This is a genomic window from Kordiimonas sp. UBA4487 (genome assembly GCF_002389025.1).
GTDB lineage: Bacteria > Pseudomonadota > Alphaproteobacteria > Sphingomonadales > Kordiimonadaceae > Kordiimonas > Kordiimonas lacus.
Genome location: NZ_DGNR01000015.1, coordinates 426328 through 452515, shown reverse-complemented (window position 1 = coordinate 452515; position 26188 = coordinate 426328). Strand labels below are relative to the sequence as shown.

Genomic DNA, 26188 nt, shown 5'->3' with positions numbered 1-26188 from the left:
TTTAACTTCTGTTAGAAGTGGCCTATCAGCGATAGGCCACCAGTTCGCCAGCGTCTGTCAGCACAATGAATGTGCCGTCCACAACGATTGGCGGTGTTGATGCACCGGCTGGCAATTTGATGCCGCTCAGCACTTCACCGGTATATGGCGACACGCTCATGGCATAGCCGTGCGAACTTGTCACCAACAAACGGTCTCCGGCAAGCACAGGACCGTTCCATTTGATCAGGTCACGGCGCTTTTCCTGGTCCTGGAAGCGCTGCAACTGGGTTACCCAGCGAATACGACCGTCGCCCAGCGCCACACAGATAATCTGGCCATCAATTGTGGTCAGGAACCCGAAGCTACCGGCAATCACAGGCATGTTCACCCCTGCCACATCTGCTTCCCACGAGCGTTCGCCCGTGCGCATGTCAATGGCAACCATGCTGCCAGCATGGCTCAAGGCATAGACTTTACCGCGGTCGATCACCGGGGCGCCATCAATGTCAGCCAGCGTCGCAAGCGGCGTCAACCGGCGGGAGGACGAAAGCGCATCCTGCCACAACACGCGACCATTGCCGCCACGCAGGGCGATCAGTTCGCCCGATGACAGAGCCATGATAACTGTAGCACCATCGAATGCAGGTGACGCGGCACCAAGCATGCCGGCACTTTCTGCAATACCAACCTGGTCCCAAACGAGGCTGCCGTCATCAGCATCAAGGGCAAGCATCTGGTTATCATGGGTCACGGCATAAACCCGGCCACCGCCTACTGTTGGCGCACCCCGGAACGGCACGAGGCCGCTATAGCGCCATAGCTCGCGTCCGTTTGAGGCATCCAGTGCCACCACAAGGCCGCGCCCGGACGTTACATACAGATTACCGTCGGCATAGGCAGCGCCGCCACCGAAGCCAACCTTGCTGCGTTCGTCAGGTGTATCAATTTCCGTGCTCCAGAGCGTGCGGCCATCAGACAGCGAAACGGCTGTTACGTCGCCTTTCACATCAACTGCGAATACCTTTCCGTCTGCGGCTACAGGGCCTGTAACCATACGGCGGTATTTTTCGTTGCCGGGGCCGATGTTACGGCGCCAGGCCAGGGACAGCTGTTCGCCCAGGGCCACATGCTGTGGCGTATGGCTTGGATTGCCACCTTCAACGGCCCAGTTGCGATTAACATAGGGGCGAGGCAATACCACAGGCAGGCCACTGATCGCTGAATCGGCGTCCAGAGTCTGGGTGGAGGTCAGAATCGAAATGCGCTCCCTGCCCTCGTCGTCATACTTCTGTTTGGGCTTGTCGCTCTTGAACCAGCTACAGGCTGACAAAGCCAGGGCGGTTGTCAGGATAAGGCCTGACCTGATAATTACACGAGCCGGTGCGTTCACTGGCTATCTCCCTCACTGGCTGCATTGTTTTGTGTTTCTGCCGGCACTTCGTCTGTCGCTGGCGCACTATCGGCGCCGCCGCTGAAAACATCAGTCGCGAATTGCTGGGCCTCGATGAACGTGCGGAACTGGCTGGCACGGCCCTGGATGCTTGCAGGCGTTTCTGCGTCTTCAGCCAGGAGCCGAAATTTTTCCAGTGCGCCGTCCAGGTCGCCTTGCTGAAGGTCTATCAAGGCCAGCTGTTCCTGAGCTGAGAAATACCAGGCCTTGCCTTTGACCGCGATCGTCGAGAGTTTGCCGCGGGCGGAATCCAGGTCGCCTTGGCCAATCATCAGCATGGAGGCTTTCAGCGTCCCCAGTTCCCTGAGCGATGTTGGGGCGGTGTCATCAGCCGCCAGCCCGTCATAGGTTGCAATTGCTCCGGCGATGTCACCGCCATCAGCCAGGGCGGCAGCCTCACGAAGCTGAGCAAGTGCGACATACCCGCCACCGAGTTTTGGCGCGGCTTCACGCCAGATAGCGACAGCATCAGCGCCCTCTACATTCGCCTGTTCAATCGCAGCCTGGAAAGCTTCGGAATGCTGGCTTTCAATGCTTGAAACCCGCCAATTGTAGATTTCGCGCCCGGCGACCACGAGGACGACGCCAACCGCACCACCGATCACATATTTACCGTAACGCTTCCAAAGAAGATTCATCCGCTCGCGGCGGACTTCATCGTCAACTTCCTGCGCGACCAGATCGGAATTAATGTCCGACACACCAAACTCCCCAGACAAGGCCATCCCACATACGCGGACGGCTCGGTTTAATCCATTTTTGGGCAAGGCCCGATAATTGGGCGCTACCATAGCCAAAGCGCCACCGGGACGCAAACCAAGAAACGCCTCTCAGACCATTGAAAGGCGCTTCTTTGCTAGTGAACAGCTGAATGTGGTTATTTTTCGGCGCCCAGGCGCGGCTTTGGGGGTTTAACTGTTTGCCCCGCGCATTTTATAGGTGTGCTCTTCTGCCGGGAATGACCGTGACCGGACCTCGTCGGCATATTCCGCAATGGCCCCTTCAATGTCGCGGCCGATTTCCGCGAATCGCTTCACGAACTTCGGATTGATCGCGAACAGGCCAAGCATGTCTTCGGTTACCAGTATCTGACCATCACAGGCATTTGATGCGCCAATACCAATAACCGGAACAGACAGAACCTCTGTAACCTTGCGGGCCAGCGGTTCTGCAACGCCTTCAAGAACCACAGCAAAAGCCCCAGCCTCCGCGATAGCAATCGCGTCATCGATGATGGGCTGCCATTCATCGACAGTCCTGCCTCTGGCGCCGTAGCCACCGTGCGCATGGACTGACTGCGGCATCAGGCCAACGTGGCCGAGTACCGGAATACCGCGGCGAGACAGGAAACGAACGGTTTCTGCCATCTCGACACCGCCCTCAAGCTTGACTGCCCCTGCTCCGGTTTCTGAAAGCACACGCGCCGCATTCCTGAACGCCTGTTCCTTCGATTCCTCATAAGACCCGAAAGGCATGTCGATGACGACAAGCGCCTGTTTGGCGCCGCGGCATACGGCCCGGCCATGCCGGATCATCATCTCAAGGTCCACGCCCAGCGTGCTATCGAGGCCATAAAGCACCATGCCCACACTGTCACCCACCAGCAGCAGGTCGCAGTGCTGGTCAAGCCGAGCAGCCATCGGGGTGATATAGGCCGTCAGGCAGACGATCGGCGTGTCACCCTTGCGGGCAGCGATATTCTTGGCTGTTTGCTGGCGCTTGGGGCGCGCATCAACAGTAACATCTTTGCTGGTGGTGGACATAGATACTCTCCTCAACCGTGTTTGCGGCTAATATAGTCGGATTTTACAGCATGGAAAGGAAAAGCCCCACACACATTCCAGGATGGGGTCTATTCAGATATGGCCTGCCAGCACATGAAACATTGACCAACGCCCGCAACGCCCTAGCTTTGGGATACCGCAAAGACGGTTGGCCCTGAAGGAGAGATAACATGCCCGAAATCACCATGTTCGGCTGGTTCCACACCATCATTGGTATTGTTGCGCTGTTGTCCGGCGTATATTCGCTGATCAACTACAGGGTAATCCGGTTTACCGACACGACTGGCAAAGTCTACCTGATCTGTACCCTTCTGGCGGCGGCATCGGCCCTTGGGCTCTATAATGCCACCGGCGAATTCAACAAGGCCCACATCCTCGCCATCCTGACGCTCGGCGCCCTGGGCGTGGGACGACTTGCGGAGACAACACACCTGTTTCGGCAGTTCTCCGGCTATGTCCAGGCCATCAGCTACACGGCGACCTTCCTGTTTCACATGATTCCGGCCATTACCGATGGCCTGATGCGGCTGCCGGTCAGTGATCCAATCGTCAAGGATGTCGAAGACCCGCTTTTGAAGCAATTCTACCTGGCGTTCCTGATCAGCTATCTTGTGGTGCTTACGCTTCAGCTCATGTGGCTGCGGAAAAAAGAAAAGGCGGCATAAAGCCGCCTTCCCGAACAGGTTATTCCCACTCGATGGTTCCTGGGGGCTTCGACGTCACATCATAGACCACGCGGTTGATGCCGCGCACTTCGTTGATGATCCGCGTGGCCACACGGCCAAGAAACTCATGCGGGAACGGATAATAGTCTGCGGTCATACCGTCGGTGGAGTTCACCGCGCGGATGGCACACACATGGTCGTAGGTACGGGCGTCGCCCATCACACCAACAGTCTTGACCGGCAGCAACACGGCAAAAGCCTGCCAGATGCTGTCATAAAGGCCGGCGTTGCGGATTTCCTCAAGATAGATGGCGTCAGCCTTCCGCAGGATATCTGCCTTCTCACGCGTGATCTCGCCTGGAATACGGATCGCAAGGCCAGGCCCTGGGAATGGATGGCGGCCCACGAAATCTTCATGCAGGCCAAGCTCGCGGCCAAGGGCGCGAACCTCATCCTTGAACAGCTCACGAAGCGGCTCCACAAGGCCCATGTTCATGCGCTCAGGCAGGCCGCCCACATTGTGGTGCGACTTGATGGTCACAGACGGGCCACCGATGAAGGAAACGCTTTCGATTACGTCAGGATACAGTGTGCCCTGCGCCAGGAAATCTGCACCGCCCACGGCCTTGGCTTCCTCTTCGAACACGTCGATAAAAAGCTTGCCGATGGTCTTGCGTTTCACTTCAGGGTCGGTCACGCCCGCAAGCGCACCCAGGAACAGATCCGACGCGTCGCGGTGTACCAGATTGATGTTATAATGCTCCCGGAACAGGCTCACCACCTGCTCGCTCTCACCTTGGCGCATCAGGCCGTGGTCAACATACACACACGTCAGCTGGTCACCGATGGCCTCATGGATCAACACAGCAACAACCGAGCTGTCCACACCGCCAGACAGGCCACAAATCACGCGTTTGTCGCCAACCTGCTCCCGGATTTCCTTGATCTTGGTGTCGCGGAAGCTGGCCATGGTCCAGTCGCCCTTGCAGCCACAGATCTTGGTAACAAAGTTGCCAAGAAGCTGGGCGCCGTGGGGCGTGTGCACCACCTCAGGGTGGAACTGTACCGCATAGAAGCGCTTCTCTTCATTTGCGATGGCGGCATATGGCGCACCGTCAGATGTAGCGACAACCTTGTAGCCTTCAGGCAGCCGGTCCACATGGTCGCCGTGGCTCATCCAAACCTGTTCGCGGTCGCCCACGTTCCAGACGCCGTCGAACAGCGCGCAGCTTTCCTTGACGTCTACGAACGCCCGGCCGAACTCCTGGTGGTCTGAGGTGGTCACATTGCCGCCCATCTGGGAAACCATGGTTTGTTGGCCATAGCAGATGCCCAGAACCGGGATACCCATGGTGAATACACGTTCTGGCGCGCGCGGGGTATCGGCGTGGGTCACGCTTGCCGGGCCACCCGACAGGATGACGCCAGCCGCGCCGAATGTGTCCAGCACTTCGTCAGCTTTGTTGAAGGGAACGATTTCACAGTAAACACCGGCTTCACGCACACGCCGTGCAATCAGCTGGGTGACCTGTGAACCGAAATCAATGATCAGAATGTTTTCATTCATCAACCGGTCTCGCTTTTAACGGTCATGTCCTAGCGGTGATCTGGTCACCACCCTCAAGTCAAAATGGGGCCGCAAGGGCCCCATCTTATCAATCTTATTCGCCGTCTTTCTTAGGCGGCTCTACGCACCGAATGTGCAGCTCTCGAAGCTGCTTCGGGTGAACCGTGCTTGGTGCGCCCATCATCAGGTCTTCGGCTTTCTGGTTCATCGGGAACAGGATCACTTCGCGAATGTTCGGCTCGTCTGCCAGCAGCATCACCATCCGGTCAACGCCTGGCGCCAGACCACCGTGTGGCGGCGCGCCGTATTTGAACGCATTCAGCATGCCGCCGAACTCTTCTTCCACGGTTGCTTCATCATAGCCCGCGATACCAAACGCCTTGATCATGATGTCAGGACGGTGGTTCCGGATCGCACCAGACGAAAGCTCGATGCCGTTACAGACGATGTCATATTGGTACGCGAGGATCTCAAGCGGATCTTTGGTCTCAAGCGCTTCCATCCCGCCTTGCGGCATGGAGAATGGGTTGTGTGAGAAGTCAATCTTCTTGTTTTCTTCGTCATATTCGAACATCGGATAGTCGACGATCCAGCAGAATTTGAACTCGTCATCCGGGATCAGTTCAAGGTCTTCACCTACCTTGGTGCGCGCAAGGCCAGCAAGCTTCGCAGCGCCCGCTTCCTTGTCACAGGCAAAGAAGACACCGTCATTCGGGCCAAGGCCCAACTGGTCGATCAGGGCTTGCGTCCGCTCTTCGCCGAGGTTCTTGGCAATTGGACCGCCAGGCACGCCTTCCTTGATGTTGATGTAACCAAGGCCTGCGAAGCCTTCGCGCTTCGACCAGTCGTTGGTGCTGTCAAAGAACTTGCGGGATTTCAGGCCTGCTTCCGGCGCCGGGATAGCGCGCACAACAGCGCCGCCATCAACCATTTTGGCAAAAATGCCGAAGCCGCTGTCACGGAAGATCTCGGTCACATCCTGAATTTCGATCGGGTTCCGAAGGTCAGGCTTGTCGTTGCCGTACTTCAGCATTGATTCCGCAAACGGAATGCGCGGGAACGGTGCTTCTGTGATCTTCTTCTTGGAGAATTTCTTGAACACATTCACCAGTACGGGCTCGATTGCACCGAACACATCGTCCTGGGTCACGAAGCTCATCTCAATATCGAGCTGGTAGAACTCACCCGGGCTACGGTCTGCGCGGGCATCTTCATCACGGAAGCAAGGCGCAATCTGGAAGTAGCGGTCGAAGCCCGACACCATGATCAGCTGTTTGAACTGCTGTGGTGCCTGTGGCAGCGCATAGAATTTGCCTGGGTGCTGGCGAGCCGGCACCAGGAAGTCACGCGCGCCTTCTGGGCTTGAAGCCGTCAGAATCGGCGTCTGGAATTCTTTGAAACCCTGGCCAGTCATCTGGTTGCGGAGCTCAGAGATCACATCAGAGCGCAGAATGATGTTATTGTGGATGCGTTCGCGGCGCAGGTCCAGGAAGCGGTACTTCAGGCGAATATCCTCAGGATATTCAGTGTCACCGAATACCGGCAGCGGCAGGTCACCAGCGGCAGACAGAACTTCAAGCTCGTCTACATAAATCTCAACGTCGCCAGTCGGCAGGTCCTTGTTGACCGTGTCTTCCGTGCGGGCCTTCACGCGGCCATCAATGCGGATCACGCTTTCAGCACGTACAGCCTCCGCTTCCGCGAAGCATTTGCTGTCCACGTCGAACACACATTGGGTCAGGCCATAGTTATCGCGCAGGTCGATAAACAGCAGGCCGCCGTGGTCCCGTTTACGGTGAACCCAGCCAGACAGGCGGACGGTTTCGCCGACGTTGGCGTGGCGAAGCTCGTTACAAGTGTGAGAGCGATAATCGTGCATGGTTTCCTACGTTCTTTTTAGTCTCTGGGTACGAATTTTACGTACAAATTTGGCCCGGAAAAGCGCATGAATGACAGCGAATGTCAAGACCGTGTTAGAAGGATTGCAGAGAAAGGGTGACGATTGGCCTCTGGTTGTGTATTAGATGCGCCAAACAGAAACGGAAATTTACATGCAACCAATTACCAGTACGGACGAACTTGCCAGTCTTTGCGAACGCCTCGCAGCCGCAGAGTTTGTCACCGTCGATACCGAGTTCCTTCGCGATAATACTTATTATCCCAAGCTTTGTCTTGTCCAGGTCGCCGATGATGACGGCGCCTTTGCCATTGACCCTCTGGCTGAAGGCATTGACCTCAGCCCCCTGATGGATCTGCTGGCGGATGAGAGTGTCCTGAAGGTCATGCACGCCTGCCGCCAGGACATGGAGATATTCCACCAGATGATGGACGGTGCACTCCCTGCCCCGATCTTCGATACACAGGTCGCTGCGATGGTTTGCGGCTTCGGCGATTCGGTTGGCTATGAGACATTGGTGACCAAAATCACCAAGGCGCAGCTGGATAAATCAGCCCGCTACACAGACTGGTCCAAGCGGCCGCTGTCTGACACCCAGCTCAATTACGCCATCGGCGATGTAACCTACCTCAGAGACATCTACCGCACACTGAAGGCCGAGCTTGAGCGCGAGAATCGCGTTGGCTGGGTCGATGAAGAAACGGCTATGCTGCGTGATCCTGAGCTCTATTTCGTCAAGCCAGAAGATGCCTGGAAGCGCCTGAAGGTGCGTACCAACAAACCGCGGTTCCTCGGCATCCTGAAGGCCCTGGCGGAGTGGCGTGAGCTGCAGGCACAGGAACGCGACCTGCCGCGCAACCGCGTCGCCAAGGACGAAACCCTGTTCGAGATCGCGGCCCACCCGCCAAAGGATGTCGCCGGGCTTGATCGCATTCGCAGTATTCCAAAAGGATTCAGCCGGTCCCGCGCCGGCAAATCGCTGATGGAAGCTTTGGAAAAAGGCCTCAACATGCCTGAAAGCGAGCTGCCGCAGATTGAACGGGCGAAACCCCGTCCGGCAACGCCGCCGATGGCCGACCTTCTGAAAGTGCTCTTGAAAATCAAGTGTCAGGAAGCCAAGGTTGCGTCGCGCATGGTTGCGAACAGCGCGGACATTGAGAATTGGGCGGCAGTGCCGACCACCGACATCAAGGCCATGCATGGCTGGCGCTATGAGATTTTCGGCAAGGACGCCGAGAAGCTGATGCGTGGTGATCTGGCGCTCACGGCCCACAAAGGTGATATCGAGGTTGTTGAGCTCGAATCCGAATAGTCTGACAACAGAATGATTTGAGATTGGGAGGGCCAGCGCCCTCCCTTTTTTGTGCGCCTATGTCGCGCGCCAGTACCAGTCAAGGTCCCGTTCGCTAACTTCGGCGTGGAAGCTTTCCTCCTCAAAGCGCCTGCATTTGAGGAAATAATCATGGTAGCGAGCCCCCAGGTAGCGCGGCAGAATCGCACCCGCTTCAAATTGGTCCAGCGCATGTGGCCAACGGGACGGCAGTGTGGCTTTTTCTTCCTCTAGCACCGTTTCTTCCACGACCATCGGCCCAGGCTTTACCTTGGCGTCGATACCGTGGTGGATGCCCGCCACAATAGCTGCCGCGACCAGATACGGGTTAGCGTCCGCCCCGGATACACGATGCTCCACCCGCATGTTCGCCGCGTCCGCGAGCGGAATACGCAGAGAAACACCCCGGTGGTTCGGCCCCCATGTGGGTGTCAGCGGCACATAACTGCCGCGCTGGAACCGCCGGTAGCTGTTGGCGTTGGGCGCGAAAATGGCCATGCTTTCTGCCATAGTGGCTTGAAGCCCGCCCACAGCGTGTTCGAATGTTTCCGACCAATTGTTGCCGCCCTCGCAGCCAAACACATTGTTGCCGTCCCGGTCCAAGAGGCTGATATGGGCGTGCAGTCCCGAGCCGGCGCAATCTGCGTATGGCTTCGCCATGAAAGTGGCCACCATGCCGTGCTTGCGCGCTACCCCCTTGATTGCTCGCTTCAGAAGCATGGCGTGATCACAGGCGGTTACGATATCGGGCACATGGGTCAGGTTCACTTCAAATTGCCCAGGGCCGTATTCCGACAAAACGCCCTCAGCCGGGATATTCTGCTCCGCACAGACGGCGTACAGCTCTCGCAGCACATCATCGAAATCATACAGGTCCTCAAACCCCGTCGCCTGCGCACCTGTCAGCGGCGTCCAGCCATTTGGCGTTTTCGCGGGCCTGAGCGGCAAGGTGGGTTCTGTCATATAGAACTCAAGCTCAAGTGCGACCACAGGCGTCAGCCCCATGTCTGAGAGGGGCTGAAGCGCGTTCAGGAGCGCAGCGCGCGGGTCAGCCGCAAACAGGCTGCCGTCCTTTTCGTGCTGGCTCATCAAAACCTGTGCGGTTGGGCGCTTGACCCACGGCACATAGGAAAATGTGCCCGGAACCGGCTTGCAGATGCGGTCAGGGTCGCCGTCCTGGGGGCCTTCCACTACCGTGTCCACCAATTGCCCCTTGCTGTCCATCAGCGCCGACGATGTCGGCAACGGAATGCCTGTGGTGTAAAGCTTCTTCAAGCCATCGATCGGCAACTGTTTGCCGCGCATCATGCCCACCATATCGGGCATCATGCAGTCGATTACTTCAATGTCCGGGTGAGCGGACAGGCAGGCCAACACGTCTTCAGGCAAATTTTCCATTTTTGGATACTCGAGATTTAAGGCGAAATTTAAGGTCCAAAAAAGTGATCACATTTCAGGATCAAGCGCAACAGAAATCAGATGCGCGGGCTCGTCCTCAGCTAATATCATTCGGGAACTCGATTACCGCCCGGCGGCCCATAAGCTGACCAAGTTGAGTCAATCGCTTCTGAACCACCTCGTTGGCGATATCCTTGTAGGCCTTCGGTACGCCCAGATAGACCTTCGATTTACTCACCCGCAGGCGGCTGTGCAGCAATGGATCGGCAGTGCCTCCAGACAAGCGCTGGGCCAGCCGAAGCGCAGCCCCCATCATGCGGGCCTCCAGAATTTCATTGATCTTGAGCAGCGGCAGGATATGCGCAACATGGCCCAAGTCCACCGATGCCCCATACGCCTGATTCATGGCAACTGCCAGATAGGCCCTGTCCCGGTGCGAAACACCAATGAAATGGCCGTGCAGCACCGATTCCACGGCCTTCTCAGCCCGGAAATCGGGATGACCACGCCAAGCAATATCGCTCAGCAAGCAAATCGCCCGATGCAGCTTCTCACGAAGCTCGGGGTCCGGCACCTTGTGCCAGAACAAGGGGCGCGTCCATTCGAACAGCAGGTTACTATGCTCTGCGAACCTGGATCGCTCCGCTGCCAGCACGTGGCAGGTAAACAGAAACGGGTCCATGCCGCGTTCGTCTTCGCGCGTCAGGTCATAGATCAGGCCCTCGCGGATGCCATATGTGGAAACCACGGCCAGCTTCGCTTTCATCGCTGCCATCACCTCCATCAAGATTATGGCGGCGGTTGGCATTACCGCCCGACGACGACCAGTGAGTAGGCCTGCAAAGGGAATATCATCAGGCAACAGGCGGCTGATGCGTTTGCAGTAATTGGTGTATTCAGACCGACTGTTTCGGTAGCCCTGCAGGATGGGCAGCGGATTGGACTTTTCCCTCATCATAAGCTTGGCAATATTCCGCCAGGCGCCACCAACCATATACAGGTTTTGGCCTTGCCGTTCGGAAAGCCATGGAATTTCCTCAAACAAGCCTTTCAGATGCTTGCGGATTTTACGCCGGTCGTCACCGAACATGCTCTGCAACCTGAGTGGACCGATGGGCAAGCTGATCGTCTCATGGACTTCGCCATCTTCAATGCGGGCAAGCTCAAGTGACCCCCCGCCCAGGTCTCCCATGATGCCGGTAGCGTGGGGTTCAGCTGAAATCACCCCGTGGGCCGCAAGCCGGGCTTCTTCCATACCATCGATGGTCTCAATCTCGATACCGCATTCCTTGCGAACGCGATTGATGAACGCTTTGCGGTTTTTGGCGTCGCGGACCGCCGCAGTCGCCAGGACCTCGATCCGTTCTACCTGCATCTGCTCACACAAGGCCCGGAATCGCTTTAGCGTGGACACCGCGCTGTCCATGGCTTTCTTGCCCATTTTGCCAGAGACACCTATTTCGGCGCCCAAACCACACATGACCTTTTCGTTGAAGATAATGTCTGGCACACGCCGGAGGCCGGAGAATACAACAAGCCGCACGGAGTTGGAGCCGATGTCGATTACCGCGATATAATCATCGGCCCGGGCCGCCGCTTCAAACATACTGATCAGTCCTCGATACTATAATCAATCAGGGGCGTGATTTTCTTGTCGCCGCCCAAGGCCTTGCCCCTACCAGAAAGGGACGAGTTGGTCATGAAATAATGGTGGGCGATGAACTCTTTTTCACCTTCCTTCGGCTGGTTCCGGCTGAAACTGCCGTCCGGCGCCATACTCCAGGACTGTGTGTTGTCCTTGAAGTTCGCGGCCATCACCTGCCCCATGATCTGATCATGCACAGTCGGGTTCTCGATCGGTACAAGGCTTTCGACGCGGCGGTCAAAGTTCCGCGGCATCCAGTCTGCGCTCGAGATATAGACCTTCGCTTGGCGCGACGGCAGACCGTGCCCGTTGCCGAAGCAACAGATGCGGGCATGCTCAAGAAAACGGCCAACAATAGACCGCACGCGAATGTTTTCGCTGAGACCCGGAATGCCTGGGCGCAGCGTACAGATACCCCGAACCACAAGGTCCACCTGAACCCCGTTCATGGAGGCTTCATAGAGCTTGTCGATGGTCTTGGGGTCGAGAAGCGAATTCAGTTTCGCCCAAACGGCACCTGGGCCACCTGACCGCGCGATCTCGATTTCCTTGTCGATCAACCGGATCAGATGATCCCTTAGCATGAAGGGTGACATCACCAGCTTTTCCATGCCGTCGGGCTCAACATAGCCGGTCAGATAATTGAACATCTTGTTGGTGTCACGCGCCAGCGCGGGATCGGCGGTAAAGAACGACAGGTCCGTATAGAACCGGGCCGTAACCGGGTGATAGTTGCCGGTCCCGAAGTGCATATAGCTCCGGAGCTTGCCGTTTTCGCGCCTGACAGCCATCGATACCTTCGCGTGGGTCTTCAGGTCGATAAAGCCGAACACCACATGCACGCCCGCGCGCTCAAGGTCGCGCGCCCACTTGATGTTTTGTTCCTCATCAAACCGCGCTTTCAACTCCACCACGGCTGTGACGGATTTGCCCGCTTCTGCCGCCTCGATCAGCGCCTTGATGATCTGGGACTGGGAGCCTGCGCGATAGAGCGTCTGCTTGATCGCCACAACATCCGGGTCACGCGCTGCCTGAAGCAAGAAATGGTGCACAACTTCGAAGGATTCGTAAGGGTGGTGAACCACAAAGTCCTTCGAGGCGATGGTCTTGAAGATATCCCCACCGAAATCCCTTACGCGCTCAGGGTAGCGCGGGTTATAGGGCACATATTTAAGATCAGGGAAATCGTCGACAATCAGCTCGCCTGTTTCATCGATGCCGAGTATGCCGTCGACAACAACAACAGTTTCTTCGTCCGCGTCCAGCCGGTTGATCACAAGGTTCCTGAGCGGCTCAGGCATGGCCGCATCAACCTTCAGGCGGATTACCCTGCCCCGGCGGCGGCGCTTGAGCGCGCTTTCAAACACGCGCACCAGATCTTCCGCTTCCTCTTCAATCTCTATATCGCTATCGCGGATAATGCGGAACACACCACAGCCATCAACGCGGTATCCCGGAAACAGTTGGTCCAGGAACAGTTCCAGCATGCGCTCCAGCGCAATGAACCGCACTTCGCCGCTGGTATCATTCGGCAGGCGCACAAAGCGGTCAACATGATGCGGTACCGGCAGCAGTGCCACCATTTCCTTATTGTCGCGCTTACGCACCAGCGACAGCGCCATGGTGAACCCAAGGTTCTGGATGAAGGGAAATGGATGAGCCGGATCAACCGCAATCGGCGTCAGGACCGGCATCACATTATCCAGGAAATATCCTTCGATCCAATCGCGCTCTTCCTGGGAGATCTCGGCTTTCTCCAGCACGATGATCTTGTTCTCGCGCAGTTCCTTGTTGAGCCCCGCCCAAACGTCCTGCTGCTTGGCCATCAGGGTTTCTGCCAGATCATTCAGTTGCTGCAGCTGCTGCATCGGCGATTTCTGGTCATCAGACACGACCTCAAGCTTCATGTCGCACTGGCCCCTAAGGCCTGCAACGCGCACCATATAGAATTCGTCGAGGTTATTGCCTGAAATCGACAGGAAGCGTAGGCGCTCCAAGAGCGGGTGGCGCATGTTTTCCGCTTCTTCCAAAACGCGCATGTTGAACTGAAGCCAGCTCAGCTCCCGGTTCAGATACTTCTCACCGCCGGGCAGGCCTTTGATGTGACTGACAATCTCCTCACGGGATGGCAAGCCTTCGTCCTTGGCCTCGGTGGGTTGTGATGCTGCCTTTTGGTCTCCGTCAGCCATGCTGTCGTCTGCTCCTGTCGGGGGTTGTAAAGGGTCCCGTAGCCCATGAATGTTACAATTATCTGTCTGTTGGCGCCTCTAAGCAAGTTTTAGCCAACGCCTTGGTTATTTTGCGTTTGTCGGCCAAAGCATGCCGGTCGATGGCATCAACCAGCTCTTTTGCGGCAGTGAAGGACCGCTCAATGCGTTTTATAATATAATCCACTACAGCAAGATCAACTTGTAACTGTCTGTCAGAAAACAGTTTTACCAGCAGAACCATTAACAAATGGTCATCGGGCTCACTGATTTCCGCGACCGGAATGGTCGCCAGCCGTGACTTGAGGTCCGGTAATGCTACATTCCACAAGTTAGGCGCGGTGCGGCTGGTCAACAACAGGTGGCCACCGGTCTCCTTGGTCCAGTTAAACAGGTGGAACAGTGTTTCGTCCCGACGTGTCGCCGCGTCTGCACCGTCAACCAGCACGTTGCTGCCGGGGGCGATGCCGTCAATTTCGTCATACGCGTTGACCTCAATCGCATCCGCTCGTTTCGCCCAGGCCTTTGCCAGATGGGTTTTGCCGCTGGCAGCCGGCCCCACGAGGGCGACGGCATGGTGTGGCCAGTCCGGCCAACCGTCCACAACGGAAAACGCTGCCTCGTTCGAGGCGGAAACGATAAAATCCGCCATTTCGAAACTGGGCTTGTGCGGTAGCTCAAGCGGTATCTGTTTTGCCTGTTTTACCATTGCTGGTCCTCAATACTCATCACTCAGTTTAGACTTATTCTTTCGAAGCTGCGGGCTGCGCAGCGTCCGGGATGCCGTGATGCTCCAGATAGACATCGATCCAGTAGCGCACCAAGACGGCGATGGCTGCGGCTGCTGGCACCGCAATCAGGACGCCCACAAAGCCCATCACCTCACCACCGGCAAACACCGCAAACAATACCCACACAGGGTGCAGACCGACGCGGTCGCCAATCAGTTTCGGTGTCAGGAACGAGCCCTCGATCACTTGCACCACCAGGAACACGCTGGCAACAAGCCCCAGTTGGACTGGGTCCATGCCCCATTGGCCAATGCCCATGGCCACGGCAACGGCGGCGGCAAACAAGGCGCCAACGAAAGGCACGATGGACATTACACCAGCCAGCACGCCCAGCAGAATAGCGAAATCAAGGCCCACGGCTGACCAGCCGATGGCATAAAGAATGCCCATGATGGTGCTGACAATCAACTGCCCGCGCACGAAACCGGCCAGAACCGTGTCGACATTGCGCGCAAGGCCCCGGACGACCTCGCTACCCGAGGGCGGCAACCAGCTGTCCACCTTGGCAACCAGAAGGTCCCAATCCCGCAGCAGATAAAAGGCCACAACTGGCGAAATCAGCATCAGCGACAGGATGTTGAACACCGCAAGCCCGCTTTTTAGCACCGTGCCGGCACCATGCTTAACCCGCGCCAGCAGTTCATCGCTGAAGGAGGCCAGCATGCTGTCTACATCGCCCGCAACGTCCTGCCCGAAACGGTCCGAAAGCGTTTGTAGCGTGTCGTTCAACCAGGGCCTCAGGCCCGCAAGCGTTTGAGGTAGGCTTTGGGAGATGGCCGCGATCTGGGATTGCAGGATGGGCCAGAAAGCAAGGACAACCCCAACAATCACCAGGAAAAACACCGTGATCACCATGGCTGCGGCAGCTCCGCGGGGAACCTTTAGCGCCTCAAGCCTGTCGGCAATCGGGTCAAGGAAATAGGCAACAGCAAGCCCCGCCAGAAAGGGCAGCATGACGCCTTTCGTCAAATATACAAACAGCATGACGACGGCTGTTGTGCCGATCCAGAACCATTTATTCATGATGTCTCCCCCACATTCATTGAGCGTTAGTCGTCTACATCGTCCCCACGCAGCGCCAACAGCTGGCTTTCGCCATACGGCGACAAAACAAGGCCCGCATACCTGAGCGCCAGCACAAGCTGATCCTCGCGCCCTGTGTACCGAAAGCGCAACTGGCTGAAGGGCAGCCCAATCTGAAGCTGCTCCACGTCACTAACCAGGCTAACGTCGTCCAGTCTCGATAAAACTTGATTATAGGTTGCAAGCTCGGTCGATGAAACCATCACGTCCAGAACGCCGCCCTGCCCTGTATCCACCAGCAACTGGGCACGCCACGCGCTATCGATCTGCTCCAGGGCTTCTGCATACATGGCGGCAATCGCCGCTTCCTCGCTTGCGGCATTGCGGATACGGCCTTCGCCTGTAATATCGCCATCGGTATTGAGGAACCTATAGTCAAGCACTGCGCCATCGGGCCCGGCGGTATGCCACCGTGACGCTATAATCAGCGCCGAACGGACATCATAGCGCCGCGCCAGCGTCAGCACATCGCGGGCCTCGAGATGAGCCACTTCCTCATACGTCAGCATGGCGCGCTCTGCCATTTCGCCGCGCGGAAAGACATATTGCCGAATGCGGTTCAGCCAGTCGACTTGCTCGCGGGCAGCTTCAAGCGTCGCGTCTGCTTCCCACAGGATATCCTGCAAGCCGCGGCTATGACCGTGCACCACAAGAATACCACGCCCGGTACCCAACACGTGCGGCACGTTATATTGTGCCAGGAACTGGCTGACAACGCCGGGCTCGAACCGTACATCAAGTGTTGCAAGGTATCTGCGGGAGGAAGACTGTTCCTCAACCACCTCGATACCGCTGATCATGGCCTGAACTTCACGGGCGCTCATGGTGGGTAGCTTTGCCCTGCCCTCAGGCTGCGTCAGCTTCACCAGCAGCTTCTCGTAGGCCATCAGTTCGGCTTTGGCGAGAGCCACGCGGCGCGCCTCGCTGGCCCGGCTCGCGGTTTCATCGACCTTGATGGCCTGAATGGTGAACAATCGGTCGAGTGGGTCTTCCTTGGCTTGCGCCCACGCGGCAATATCTGCGGCAAATACGCTCAGGAACGCCGCGAAGATACAGAAAAGATGATTATTTCCCAGAAGCTTGCGCATAAATACTTTCATAACTGATCCGGCGCCACTATAACGCGCTTGAAATCAAATGCCATAGGGTCTTAGGCTTGCAATTAAATTAGCCCAATTTGTGGCCACCCGCTGGACGGAAACACAGAATGGCGCCCCCGCAACAGGCGTCAGAAATGCTTGGAAGAAGAAACGTGAGCGCCCAAAACGATTCATACACCTATAAGCAGGCAGGCGTGGATATCGACGCCGGTGAAGCCCTTGTTGAGAATATCAAGCCACTGGCGGCTTCAACACGCCGCTCCGGCGCGGACGCAAGCCTTGGCGGCTTTGGCGGCCTGTTTGACCTAAAGGCTGCAGGCTTTAATGATCCGATCCTTGTGGCTGCCAACGATGGCGTCGGCACCAAGCTGAAGGTCGCCATCGACGCGGGCATTCATGACACCGTGGGCATCGATCTTGTGGCCATGTGCGTGAATGACCTTGTGGTTCAGGGCGCAGAGCCGCTTTTGTTCCTTGATTATATGGCGACAGGCCACCTGGACGTGGCGCAGATGACCGACGTGGTCGCCGGTATTGCCGAAGGCTGCCGCCAGGCCGGTTGCGCGCTGATTGGTGGCGAAACGGCAGAAATGCCCGGCATGTACCAGGGCGGTGATTATGACCTGGCTGGCTTCAGCGTGGGCGCCGCAGAGCGCGGTACGCTGCTTGACGGCTCTACCGTTACTGAGGGCGACGTGCTTCTGGGGCTGGCGTCAAACGGTACGCATTCGAACGGCTATTCGCTCATTCGCCGCATCGTAGAAGATAAAGGCCACAAATATTCAGACGCCTCCGGCTTTGGCGCGGGCACGCTGGGCGAAGAGCTGCTGGCCCCGACCAAGATTTACGTTAAAAGCTGCCTCGCTGCCACGAAGGCTGGCTATGCCAAAGCCTTTTCCCACATCACCGGCGGCGGCTTCCTTGAGAATATTCCCCGCGTGATGCCAAAGGACACGCTCGCAGAAGTGGACACCGGCACGTGGGAGCTTCCCGGCGTGTTCAACTGGCTGCGCGACCAGGGCAACATCCAGGCGTCTGAAATGTCCCGCACCTTCAACTGCGGCATCGGCATGGTTGTTGTTGTGGCACCTGAACATGCAGAAGCCGCCACGGCGCTTCTCAAAGAGCACGGCGAGACGGTTTACACCATCGGTCACATCACCAAGGGCGCCGGCAAGCCGAAATGCCGAGTGACCGGCAAAGCTGGCACCTGGGGCGCAGACGCTGACTGGTCCGCCATCACGGGTGAAGGATAAGCCATGCGGAAACTTCGTCTCGGCGTCATGATTTCCGGCAGCGGTACCAACCTGCAGGCCCTGATCGACGCCTGCTCGGCCGCTGATTACCCAGCCACCATTGAGGTTGTCATTTCCAACCGCCCCGACGTGCGCGGGCTTGAGCGTGCCGAACAGGCCGGCATCAAGGCTGTGACCATTGATCACAAGGAATTTGAGGACAAGGAGACGTTCGAGGACGCGCTGCATGAATGCCTCGCGGACCATAAGATTGACCTTGTGTGCCTCGCGGGCTTTATGCGGCTTCTGACCTCCACATTCGTCAACCGCTGGCGCGACCGCATGATCAACATCCACCCGTCGCTGCTGCCGTCATACAAAGGCCTGCATACGCATGCGCGCGCCATCGAAGATGGTGTCCGCTTCGCGGGCTGCACCATCCACTATGTGCGGCCCGAGATGGACAACGGCCCGATCATCATGCAAGCCGCTATCCCGGTTGCAGTAGACGAAACAGAAGAAAGCCTGATCGCCAAAACCCTGAGCTATGAGCACAAGATGTACCCGGCCGCGGTCAGGATGATTGCCGAAGGTAAGGTCCGCGTGGCGGGCAACAAGGTGGCTTTCAAAGATGTAGATGTGGGCGAGTTGGGCATCATCAGCCCGCTACCATAAGCCCCTCAAAAACCAGATCATTCGAAGACCGCCTCAACCCTTTCAGGCGGTCTTTTTCTTTTGCCGTGTATGACCCAATGCGCGATCCAGCCGTTCAGCAGCGTGATCAGCGCAAAATAGCTCAGGAAATAGATATCGCGTGGCGTTACCAAGCCGGACGACCGGCTCTGAAACATGATCAAGCCCACCATTGCTGGGAAAGCCATGAAGCTGGCGGCGATATAGGCGGGCTTTGAGTGGCGCGAAAGCCTGGAAAGGCCATAGCTGAGCGGAAACCCAGGAATAAGCATCAGAGCCATGCCGGTGATGCCGGCTCCAAGAGACATATAAACCACTGTTTCGCCTTCAATGAAGAAACCGGCGGCAAAACTGACCTCTGCAAAAACCAGGCCTTCGCCAAGCAGAAGCACGATCAGGTTGCTGATTGACCAATAGAGTATGCCGGTCACGGCAGACGCCCCCAACGGCCCTACCAAAACCGCAACCAGCGCACGCTTCCAATGCCATTCATGTTCGTACATCTTGCTGCTTTGCTACCTCTGGAACTGGTCGCGTGAGGATAAAGGCTGCAACCACAGCCAGAACCGCTATCTGGGTTGCGAGTGCCCAGTAGGGTGCACCCGCAAGCCACGTGATGACGGGCGTGAGCGCAATCACGATTACCGCCACACGTTTCGACCGCCGGTCAATCGCGCCATACTGTTCCCAATTTCTGATCATCGGCCCGAACTGGCGGTGCGCCATAAGCCAACCGTGAAGGCGCGGCGATGACCGGGCAAACCCGAAGGCGGCCAGCAACAGAAAGGGCGTTGTGGGCAATAGCGGCAGCACAGCGCCAACCAGTCCAAGCAGCAGCGAAACCACACCAAGTGTGAACCACGCCAGTCGTATTGTTGCTTTCCTCACGGTCTCTGCACCCTGCTCCGGTCAATTCTTCCTGTGACAGTAATATTGTCGGGCCGCATTTGGCAAACAACTAGTCCGGCCATGAAAAAAGGGCCAACCAACGGCTGACCCTTCCCTCTCGCGAGCGAACCCGCGTGCCTAGTTAGCTCCCAGGCAGAATATTTGTCGGCTGATTAGCCTACGATCTCGTTGCCAGAGAAGAACTGCGCGATTTCGATCGCTGCGTTTTCTTCACTGTCGGAACCGTGAACGGAGTTTTCACCGATGGAGAGCGCGAACTCTTTACGAACGGTGCCTTCCGCAGCTTCAGCCGGGTTGGTGGCGCCCATCACTTCACGGTGTTTCAGAACGGCGTTCTCGCCTTCCAGAACCTGAACAACAACAGGAGCGGACGTCATGAACTCAACCAGCTCACCAAAGAAAGGACGCTCAGAGTGAACAGCATAGAAAGTCTCTGCTTGTTTCTTCGTCATCTCGATGCGCTTCTGAGCAACGATGCGCAGGCCATTTTTCTCGAAAATAGCGTTGATCGCACCGGTCAGGTTACGGTTGGTGGCGTCTGGTTTAATGATGGAAAAAGTACGTTGCACAGCCATGTGACTATCCCTTTAATAGGTGGGGTTAAACTTGATTCGCGCGCCTTATAGCACAAACGCGTGTAAAGCCAAGCTTTGTCTGCGCCTGAGCTCCCTGTGGGCGCTGTATGGCGTTGCCAAGGCCCCTGCCCTGTGATACTTCGCCTGCCATGTTACACATCAACGGCATAACCTACCGCATCGGCAACCGCGTCCTCTTTGAGGAAGCGACCGTTGGCGTGCCCGCTGGGCACAAGGTTGGTTTTGTTGGCCGCAACGGCGTCGGCAAATCGACGCTGCTGAAGATGATCCTTGGAGAACTCTCGCCTGAAGCCGGAGAGATCAAGATCCGCCCCACGGCGCGTGTGGGCCACGTGGGCCAGGAAGCGCCCGACGGGCCAGAGAGCCTCTTGGAGACCGTGCTGATCTCCAACAAGGAACTCACGGCCTTGCAGGCTGAATCTGAGACAGCGACAGACCCGCACCGTATTGCAGAAATCCACACAAGGCTCGCCGACATTGGCGCGCACACAGCGGAAGCCCGCGCGGCCACGATCCTCTCGGGCCTTGGTTTCGACGATGAGGCCCAGGCGCGGCCGTGCCAGAGCTATTCAGGCGGCTGGCGGATGCGGGTGGCACTGGCGTGCGTGCTGTTTAACGAGCCGGATCTGCTGCTTCTCGATGAGCCAACCAACTATCTGGATCTTGAAGGCGTCATGTGGCTTGAGAATTTCCTCAAGAACTACCCCTATACAGTCGTGATTGTCAGCCACGACCGGGACCTTCTGAACAAGGCCGTCACCCACATCGTGCATTTGGAGAACCAGAAGCTGAACCTTTATACGGGCGGCTATGACCGGTTCGAGGAGTTGAGGCGCGAGCAGATGGAACGCCAGATGGCGCTCAAATCCAAGCAGGAAGCCGAGCGCCGCCACATCCAGAGCTTCGTTGACCGCTTCAAGGCCAAGGCGTCGAAGGCCAAGCAGGCGCAAAGCAGGGTCAAGGCGCTGGAGCGCATGAAACCCATCGCCACGATGGTCGAAGAACATACGGTGCCCTTCCAGTTCCCGAAACCGGACCCTCTGTCCTCACCGCTGATCGCACTTGAGGGCGCCAGTGTGGGCTATGAAGCCGACAAGCCGATCCTGAAAAAGCTCGATCTCCGGATCGATATGGATGACCGCATTGCGCTTCTGGGTGCGAACGGAAACGGTAAATCCACCTTCGCCAAGCTGTTGGCCGAGAAGCTGCAGCCGATGGAAGGCAGCATGCGCCGCCCGCGCAAGCTGACAGTCGGATACTTTGCCCAGCACCAACTGGATGAGCTGATGCCCAAGGCCAGCCCCTATGACCATCTGGCGAAGCTGATGCCGGACGCTATTGAAGCCAAGGTTCGCGCGAGGCTGGGTTCGTTCGGTTTTGGCGTGGAGAAAGCCGACAGGCCGGTGGAATCACTCTCGGGTGGTGAAAAAGCACGCCTGATGTTCGCCCTGGCCACCTTCCATGCGCCGCAGCTTCTGATTCTCGATGAACCCACCAACCACCTGGATGTGGACAGCCGCGAAGCGCTGATCCATGCGGTGAATGATTATGACGGCGCGGTGCTTCTGATCAGCCACGACAGACACCTGGTGGAAGCCTGCGTTGACCGGCTGTGGATTGTTGAAAAAGGCGATGTGAAGCGTTTTGACGGCGATCTTGAAGATTATAAGCAGCATCTCCTCAAGGAACGCTCCGGCGAGCGGTCAGAGAAACGTGGACCAAAAGCGGATAACCAGAAAAAGGCCGCCCGGCAGAATGCCGCAGAGATTCGCCGCCAGCTCGCACCCTACCGCCGCAAGGTTGAGAAGGCCGAGGAGGCACTTGAAAAACTTCTGGCCGAAAAGGAAAAGGTTGATACCCGCCTCGCCGACCCACGCCTTTATGAGCCCGGTCAGGAAGAAAAGGTGGCGAAGCTGTCGATCATGGCCGCCGACCTCGCAAGCCAGATTGAAGAGGCCGAAGAAGCCTGGGTACTGGCCGAGGAAGCCTTCACGGAGGCGCAAGAAGCCGTCATGGGCGAAAGCGCGGCTTGACGCCCTTCCTCATCTTCTGCTTACTGCAGGCAATGTGAGGGGAGCCTGAAATCATGAATACCATCATCCAACGCCTGCGCCCGGGTGCACAATTCACCGACCTGTTCGTGACCCTGTCGCTTGCGGGCGTGCTTATCTGGTTCGGGTTGATGAATATCTCTGGCGCCAGCGCCGATACGGTCGACCGTTGGCTCAAGGGCCATATGTTCCTCTCCGGCCTTCAGGAAAACAAACAGTGGATCATGTGGGTACTGGGCGGCGTGCAGGCGCTGTCGGGCCTGTTGATCGTGCTGCATTCGGTGCCAGAACGGATCAAGCGTTATGCCTACGGCTTTGTCGTGCTGTGGAGTGCCGCCAGCCTCAGCCTCCTCCTCACCAACCCGGTGTGGATCAACTCACTCGGTGGTTTTCCGGCGATCGGAGCTGGCCAAGGCCTTCTGAAATATATCACAATTGGGGGACTGGCACTTTGGTGCCTCGGGCATCGCCACGGCAAACTTGTGATGCTGATCGGGATTATCGTGGTCCTCGGCTGGATCGGCGGCATGAAATTCACTCAGGTGGAGGCAGACGGTATCGCGCCGCTGCTCAAAACCAGCCCGGTATTCAACTGGTGGCTGCCGGTGTACTTGGGCACCATGCAGGCTTCCTATGTGATTGGTGTGATTGAGCTGGCAACTGTGGCCCTGCTGACCGGCTACTGGTGGAACCAGCGCGCCTATATGCTGGGCCTTGCGCTGGCGGCGGGAACCTTCATCGTCACGCTCAGCTTCATGGTTACCTTCGCCCCCACATGGAACAGCAGCCTGGGCGGTTTCCCCTACCTCACCTCTAGCGGGCAGTTTCTCCTGAAAGACCTGCTGCTGCTGGCTGGCTGCTGCGTGCTGGCTTGCAGGAACTAAACTTTAAGACGAAACTGAGAATTTAAGGTAAAGTAGCCCTATCAAACCTCATGGAGGGGGCTATGTCGAAGGATCGCATCGAAAACTTGCCATTTACCACGTATGACTTGGTTGGGTATTTAACCCCAGGTAGCTTGGTCGTCTTAGGAATTTTCTGGCATCCTTGGGTTCCAGGCCAACAGCTGCTAGCTCCATTCATTAGCAACGGCTCGATACTGATTCAGATAATAGGCTTCTTCTCTGTCTTTGTTGCTGCCTACGTGGCTGGTCATTTAGTATCGTATTTGTCGTCTGAAATTTCAGAGAAGTTCATAGTCAGAACAATGGGTTACCCCATCAGATTCATGCTGCGCCAAAGACATAAGAACGTTATTGAAGATAAACGTGAATGCTGGCAGCAGATAAAGAAAACATCGGCAAAAAATCTATTCCCGAAAAATATTTCATTTAGATATGGGAACTGGTTCACTCACCTTATTTTCCTTTTTCATGTATTCCTTTCACCGGCAATTGTTGCCAGTAAGTTCCTTCTTGGATTTGGGTTTTATACGGAACCTTTGGCAAAGGGGATTGTCACTCAATGTGAAAGGCGGTTCAAAGCTAATTGGCCGCATCTCAAGAAGTCATACGATCCATCCTCCGAAGAATGGTTTCATCTTGTAGAGCATTACACAATCAACCAATATCCTGAGGTCGCCCCCAAGGCATACAATTATGTGGTCCTGTACGGACTGCTTCGTTCATTGTTTTTCCTTGCAACGCTATTCACGTGGTTTGTAGCCATCCAATGCTTCGTTGACGTTGGCTTGACGACGCTTACTGGCAAATTTCAGGGCACCTTGCCTCTACTTTCAGCAGTCGTGTTGATTTCTTGGATTTTAGGAATGGCCTATTGCAAGTTCTATCGCCGCTATTCTCGCGAAATTATCTCGAGGTTTGCTGCAACTTATTGTGACCAAAAGAACAACACCTAGCTCACCTCTAGCCGGCAGTTTCTCCTGAAGGACCTGCTGCTGTTGGCGGGCTGCTGCGTATTGGCTGCAAAAGGTCGATAGCCAAGAAAATGGGGAGCCGAAGCTCCCCAAGGCTAAAGCAAAAGGCTTTTTTTCGGATTAGAGTGCGATATCCGCTGTTGCGAATGTCGTGAGGTCCAGGCCAACCATAAAGATGCTAGACCCATCCCCTGTGTCGATCAGGACACCGGCCTGACCATCAATTTCCGTTTCTGAGCTTGCTGCAAGCAAAGCATCAAAATCGGCAAAGTCAGCTGCGACATTGCTAATCACAAGCGTATCGCTGGTGACATCAAAGTCCGTGACGGTATCCACACCGTGGCCTGCACCAAAGAAGAAGAAGTCATCTCCGTTACCGCCAGAGAGCACATCGTCGCCTGTACCGCCAAACAGCTGGTCGCTGCCTTCACCGCCATCAATGGTGTCGTTGCCGTCACCGCCAAAGACCTGGTCATCACCTGCACCGCCATCAACAATGTCGCTGCCGTCTGCTGCAAAGATCAAGTCATTGCCGTCACCGCCACTGATGTCGTCGTTGCCGCCATCGCGACCACCAAAGACGATGTCGTCACCGCCTGCGGCATCGATGCGGTCATCGCCGTCGCCGCCGCCCAGCAGGTCGTCGCCATCAGCACCAAACATGCTGTCGGCACCGTCACCGGCCCACATAGAATCACCTGCGGTGTCAGACGTATCAACATCATCGTCGTTGAAACCGTCATTGTTGGCGTCAGCGGTCCAGGAACCACCGATCAGAATGTCATCACCAACACCGCCAAAGACGATATCGCCACCGGCATCGCCGACAAGGATGTCGTTACCAGCACCGCCGCCAATGATATCGTTGCCGGAGCCGCCATAGAAGGTGTCATCGCCGGTATCGCCCGGCCCTGCGAAGATCAGGTCGTTGCCGTCGCCGCCATCGAGCGTGTCATCCCCTTCGCCGCCGGTCATGAAGTCGTCACCTTCAGTACCCGTGACGGAATCGTCTTCATTGCCGTCACTGTTACCATCGGAAGCTTCCATCCCAAAGTAACTGGCTTCCAGGTCGGCCTTGCTGACGCCATAAAGGGTCAACGATCCGCCGTCTTCAAGGCTGATCACAACACCGCCTTCACCGTCAGCAGAGGCTTCAAGCAGCGCGTCGAAGGTTTCCGGGGCGGCATCGCCCAGGTCGATCACGTCGCCTTCGTCACCATTGAAATCCAGAATGACGTCATTCGAGCCTTCATCGTCGTCGTCGTGATCTTCCAAGTCATGCTCTTCATGATCGTCATCATCATCGTCATCATCGCTAACATGGAAGGTGTCTGCACCGCCGCCGCCGGACATGACATCATCGCCGCTGCCGCCGTAAAAATCATCATCGCCGTTGCCGCCCATCAGTGTATCGTGGCCTGATCCGCCTTTAAGCTCGTCATCACCATCACCGCCGGTCATCAGGTCGTCACCGCCGCCGCCTTTCATGCGGTCATTCCCGGCTTCGCCATGCATGACATCGTCGCCGCCGTTGCCTTTCAGGTCATCGTCGCCGTTGCCGCCGCTAAGCGTGTCATTTCCATTGTTACCGATCAGACGGTCATCACCGTCGCCCCCCACCATCAAGTCGTTGCCGGACAGGCCAATGATCTTATCGTCACCGTCTGTGCCCATAAGGCTGTCATCGCCTTGAGTCCCTTTTATTTTATCAAACATATCCGTTCTCCCTTTGTCGGATGAGGTTCGCTAACTCGGGGAATGCGGAGGATCCGCTTGTTGTTGTATCGGGCCCCGACCATTCCTGAAATCCGATACTCAGGAAGATAAAGCGGGATTTAGGGGACACTGAGACGACAACATGGCAGGGCTGCCATGTTTTTATAAAGGGAGCATAAAGGCGATTTTCAGGCCCTTGTTTTCAAGGCCTCT

22 protein-coding genes are annotated in these 26188 nt (G+C 56.7%); 7 read left to right on the top strand and 15 right to left on the bottom strand.

Annotated elements, in window-relative coordinates; genetic code table 11:
* Positions 1-25 precede the first annotated feature (25 nt).
* The 3 genes from B3Z17_RS18515 to panB all read right to left on the bottom strand — a co-directional run bounded on the left by B3Z17_RS18515 (position 26) and on the right by panB (position 3195).
* Positions 26-1372: a PQQ-like beta-propeller repeat protein gene (locus B3Z17_RS18515; RefSeq protein WP_286831297.1), complete on the bottom strand. Its 1347-nt coding sequence runs from the start codon at positions 1370-1372 to the stop codon at positions 26-28.
* Positions 1369-2133 (bottom strand): tetratricopeptide repeat protein, encoded by a 765-nt coding sequence (locus B3Z17_RS18510; protein ID WP_286831295.1) that lies wholly within the window; start codon positions 2131-2133, stop codon positions 1369-1371. Before B3Z17_RS18510 ends, B3Z17_RS18515 begins: the two co-directional genes overlap by 4 nt.
* A 210-nt stretch (positions 2134-2343) precedes the next feature.
* Positions 2344-3195, bottom strand: a complete 852-nt coding sequence (gene panB / locus B3Z17_RS18505; RefSeq protein ID WP_068306422.1) for a 3-methyl-2-oxobutanoate hydroxymethyltransferase — start codon at positions 3193-3195, stop codon at positions 2344-2346.
* Positions 3196-3386: 191 nt separating this feature from the next.
* Between panB and B3Z17_RS18500 the strand changes: the two genes are divergently transcribed.
* Positions 3387-3881 carry a hypothetical protein gene (locus B3Z17_RS18500; RefSeq protein ID WP_286831291.1) on the top strand — a complete coding sequence of 165 codons (495 nt, stop codon included), beginning with the start codon at positions 3387-3389 and terminating at the stop codon, positions 3879-3881.
* 19 nt (positions 3882-3900) lie between these two features.
* Here the strand turns inward: B3Z17_RS18500 and guaA are convergent, their stop codons facing one another.
* Both guaA and aspS read right to left on the bottom strand, forming a co-directional pair.
* A complete protein-coding gene (guaA, locus tag B3Z17_RS18495; RefSeq protein ID WP_068306426.1) occupies positions 3901-5448 on the bottom strand; it encodes a glutamine-hydrolyzing GMP synthase in 1548 nt (515 codons plus the stop codon).
* A 94-nt stretch (positions 5449-5542) separates the two neighbouring features.
* Positions 5543-7327 carry an aspartate--tRNA ligase gene (gene aspS, locus B3Z17_RS18490; protein WP_286831288.1) on the bottom strand — a complete coding sequence of 595 codons (1785 nt, stop codon included), beginning with the start codon at positions 7325-7327 and terminating at the stop codon, positions 5543-5545.
* A gap of 172 nt (positions 7328-7499) precedes the next feature.
* Here aspS and rnd point away from each other — a divergent pair, with 172 nt between their 5' ends.
* Positions 7500-8657 (top strand): ribonuclease D, encoded by a 1158-nt coding sequence (gene rnd / locus B3Z17_RS18485; RefSeq protein ID WP_286831286.1) that lies wholly within the window; start codon positions 7500-7502, stop codon positions 8655-8657.
* A 57-nt stretch (positions 8658-8714) separates the two neighbouring features.
* On the opposite strand, the gene B3Z17_RS18480 is transcribed toward rnd, so the two are convergent.
* From B3Z17_RS18480 to B3Z17_RS18455, 6 genes are all read right to left on the bottom strand, one after another.
* A complete protein-coding gene (locus B3Z17_RS18480; RefSeq protein WP_286831284.1) occupies positions 8715-10073 on the bottom strand; it encodes a glutamine synthetase family protein in 1359 nt (452 codons plus the stop codon).
* A 97-nt stretch (positions 10074-10170) separates the two neighbouring features.
* Positions 10171-11679, bottom strand: coding sequence for a Ppx/GppA family phosphatase (locus B3Z17_RS18475; protein ID WP_286831282.1), 1509 nt, complete (start codon positions 11677-11679; stop codon positions 10171-10173).
* Between the two features lie 5 nt (positions 11680-11684).
* Positions 11685-13907, bottom strand: a complete 2223-nt coding sequence (locus B3Z17_RS18470; protein WP_286831280.1) for an RNA degradosome polyphosphate kinase — start codon at positions 13905-13907, stop codon at positions 11685-11687.
* A gap of 58 nt (positions 13908-13965) precedes the next feature.
* Complete coding sequence (locus B3Z17_RS18465; RefSeq protein ID WP_286831278.1) at positions 13966-14634, bottom strand: HdaA/DnaA family protein; 669 nt, start codon at positions 14632-14634, stop codon at positions 13966-13968.
* Positions 14635-14668: 34 nt separating this feature from the next.
* Complete coding sequence (locus B3Z17_RS18460; RefSeq protein ID WP_286831275.1) at positions 14669-15739, bottom strand: AI-2E family transporter; 1071 nt, start codon at positions 15737-15739, stop codon at positions 14669-14671.
* 26 nt (positions 15740-15765) lie between these two features.
* Positions 15766-16899, bottom strand: a complete 1134-nt coding sequence (locus B3Z17_RS18455) for a DUF2066 domain-containing protein (protein WP_286831273.1) — start codon at positions 16897-16899, stop codon at positions 15766-15768.
* Positions 16900-17033: 134 nt separating this feature from the next.
* On the opposite strand from B3Z17_RS18455, the gene purM reads away from it, so the two are divergent.
* Positions 17034-18155 carry a phosphoribosylformylglycinamidine cyclo-ligase gene (gene purM, locus B3Z17_RS18450; protein ID WP_349680343.1) on the top strand — a complete coding sequence of 374 codons (1122 nt, stop codon included), beginning with the start codon at positions 17034-17036 and terminating at the stop codon, positions 18153-18155.
* Between the two features lie 3 nt (positions 18156-18158).
* Positions 18159-18809, top strand: coding sequence for a phosphoribosylglycinamide formyltransferase (gene purN / locus B3Z17_RS18445; RefSeq protein WP_286831269.1), 651 nt, complete (start codon positions 18159-18161; stop codon positions 18807-18809).
* Positions 18810-18826: 17 nt separating this feature from the next.
* Here purN and B3Z17_RS18440 read toward each other — a convergent pair whose 3' ends face one another.
* The 3 genes from B3Z17_RS18440 to ndk all read right to left on the bottom strand — a co-directional run bounded on the left by B3Z17_RS18440 (position 18827) and on the right by ndk (position 20311).
* On the bottom strand, positions 18827-19330 hold the full coding sequence (locus B3Z17_RS18440; RefSeq protein ID WP_068306445.1) for a hypothetical protein: 504 nt from the start codon (positions 19328-19330) through the stop codon (positions 18827-18829).
* On the bottom strand, positions 19317-19715 hold the full coding sequence (locus B3Z17_RS18435; protein WP_217627990.1) for a YbaN family protein: 399 nt from the start codon (positions 19713-19715) through the stop codon (positions 19317-19319). Before B3Z17_RS18435 ends, B3Z17_RS18440 begins: the two co-directional genes overlap by 14 nt.
* 173 nt (positions 19716-19888) lie before the next feature.
* Entirely contained in the window at positions 19889-20311 is a 423-nt protein-coding gene (gene ndk / locus B3Z17_RS18430) for a nucleoside-diphosphate kinase (RefSeq protein WP_286831265.1), read from the bottom strand.
* A 149-nt stretch (positions 20312-20460) separates the two neighbouring features.
* On the opposite strand from ndk, the gene B3Z17_RS18425 reads away from it, so the two are divergent.
* The 3 genes from B3Z17_RS18425 to B3Z17_RS18415 all read left to right on the top strand — a co-directional run bounded on the left by B3Z17_RS18425 (position 20461) and on the right by B3Z17_RS18415 (position 24241).
* The gene (locus B3Z17_RS18425; RefSeq protein ID WP_286831262.1) at positions 20461-22365 is read left to right on the top strand and encodes an ABC-F family ATP-binding cassette domain-containing protein; all 1905 of its coding nucleotides are present in this window, start codon (positions 20461-20463) and stop codon (positions 22363-22365) included.
* Positions 22366-22418: 53 nt separating this feature from the next.
* Positions 22419-23267: a DUF417 family protein gene (locus tag B3Z17_RS18420; RefSeq protein ID WP_286831260.1), complete on the top strand. Its 849-nt coding sequence runs from the start codon at positions 22419-22421 to the stop codon at positions 23265-23267.
* A gap of 62 nt (positions 23268-23329) precedes the next feature.
* Complete coding sequence (locus B3Z17_RS18415; RefSeq protein WP_286831258.1) at positions 23330-24241, top strand: hypothetical protein; 912 nt, start codon at positions 23330-23332, stop codon at positions 24239-24241.
* A gap of 138 nt (positions 24242-24379) precedes the next feature.
* Here the strand turns inward: B3Z17_RS18415 and B3Z17_RS18410 are convergent, their stop codons facing one another.
* A complete protein-coding gene (locus tag B3Z17_RS18410) occupies positions 24380-25975 on the bottom strand; it encodes a calcium-binding protein (RefSeq protein WP_286831255.1) in 1596 nt (531 codons plus the stop codon).
* Between the last annotated feature and the right edge of the window lie 213 nt (positions 25976-26188).

Excerpts from the sequence above, each read along its gene's own strand:
- panB (WP_068306422.1), bottom strand. The coding sequence starts at position 3,195 with ATGTCCACCACCAGCAAAGATGTTACTGTTGATGCGCGCCCCAAGCGC.
- B3Z17_RS18500 (WP_286831291.1), top strand. The coding sequence starts at position 3,387 with ATGCCCGAAATCACCATGTTCGGCTGGTTCCACACCATCATTGGTATT.
- guaA (WP_068306426.1), bottom strand. The coding sequence starts at position 5,448 with ATGAATGAAAACATTCTGATCATTGATTTCGGTTCACAGGTCACCCAG.
- aspS (WP_286831288.1), bottom strand. The coding sequence starts at position 7,327 with ATGCACGATTATCGCTCTCACACTTGTAACGAGCTTCGCCACGCCAAC.
- rnd (WP_286831286.1), top strand. The coding sequence starts at position 7,500 with ATGCAACCAATTACCAGTACGGACGAACTTGCCAGTCTTTGCGAACGC.
- B3Z17_RS18480 (WP_286831284.1), bottom strand. The coding sequence starts at position 10,073 with ATGGAAAATTTGCCTGAAGACGTGTTGGCCTGCCTGTCCGCTCACCCG.
- B3Z17_RS18475 (WP_286831282.1), bottom strand. The coding sequence starts at position 11,679 with ATGTTTGAAGCGGCGGCCCGGGCCGATGATTATATCGCGGTAATCGAC.
- B3Z17_RS18470 (WP_286831280.1), bottom strand. The coding sequence starts at position 13,907 with ATGGCTGACGGAGACCAAAAGGCAGCATCACAACCCACCGAGGCCAAG.
- B3Z17_RS18465 (WP_286831278.1), bottom strand. The coding sequence starts at position 14,634 with ATGGTAAAACAGGCAAAACAGATACCGCTTGAGCTACCGCACAAGCCC.
- B3Z17_RS18460 (WP_286831275.1), bottom strand. The coding sequence starts at position 15,739 with ATGAATAAATGGTTCTGGATCGGCACAACAGCCGTCGTCATGCTGTTT.
- B3Z17_RS18455 (WP_286831273.1), bottom strand. The coding sequence starts at position 16,899 with ATGAAAGTATTTATGCGCAAGCTTCTGGGAAATAATCATCTTTTCTGT.
- purM (WP_349680343.1), top strand. The coding sequence starts at position 17,034 with ATGCTTGGAAGAAGAAACGTGAGCGCCCAAAACGATTCATACACCTAT.
- purN (WP_286831269.1), top strand. The coding sequence starts at position 18,159 with ATGCGGAAACTTCGTCTCGGCGTCATGATTTCCGGCAGCGGTACCAAC.
- B3Z17_RS18440 (WP_068306445.1), bottom strand. The coding sequence starts at position 19,330 with ATGTACGAACATGAATGGCATTGGAAGCGTGCGCTGGTTGCGGTTTTG.
- ndk (WP_286831265.1), bottom strand. The coding sequence starts at position 20,311 with ATGGCTGTGCAACGTACTTTTTCCATCATTAAACCAGACGCCACCAAC.
- B3Z17_RS18425 (WP_286831262.1), top strand. The coding sequence starts at position 20,461 with ATGTTACACATCAACGGCATAACCTACCGCATCGGCAACCGCGTCCTC.
- B3Z17_RS18420 (WP_286831260.1), top strand. The coding sequence starts at position 22,419 with ATGAATACCATCATCCAACGCCTGCGCCCGGGTGCACAATTCACCGAC.
- B3Z17_RS18415 (WP_286831258.1), top strand. The coding sequence starts at position 23,330 with ATGTCGAAGGATCGCATCGAAAACTTGCCATTTACCACGTATGACTTG.
- B3Z17_RS18410 (WP_286831255.1), bottom strand. The coding sequence starts at position 25,975 with ATGTTTGATAAAATAAAAGGGACTCAAGGCGATGACAGCCTTATGGGC.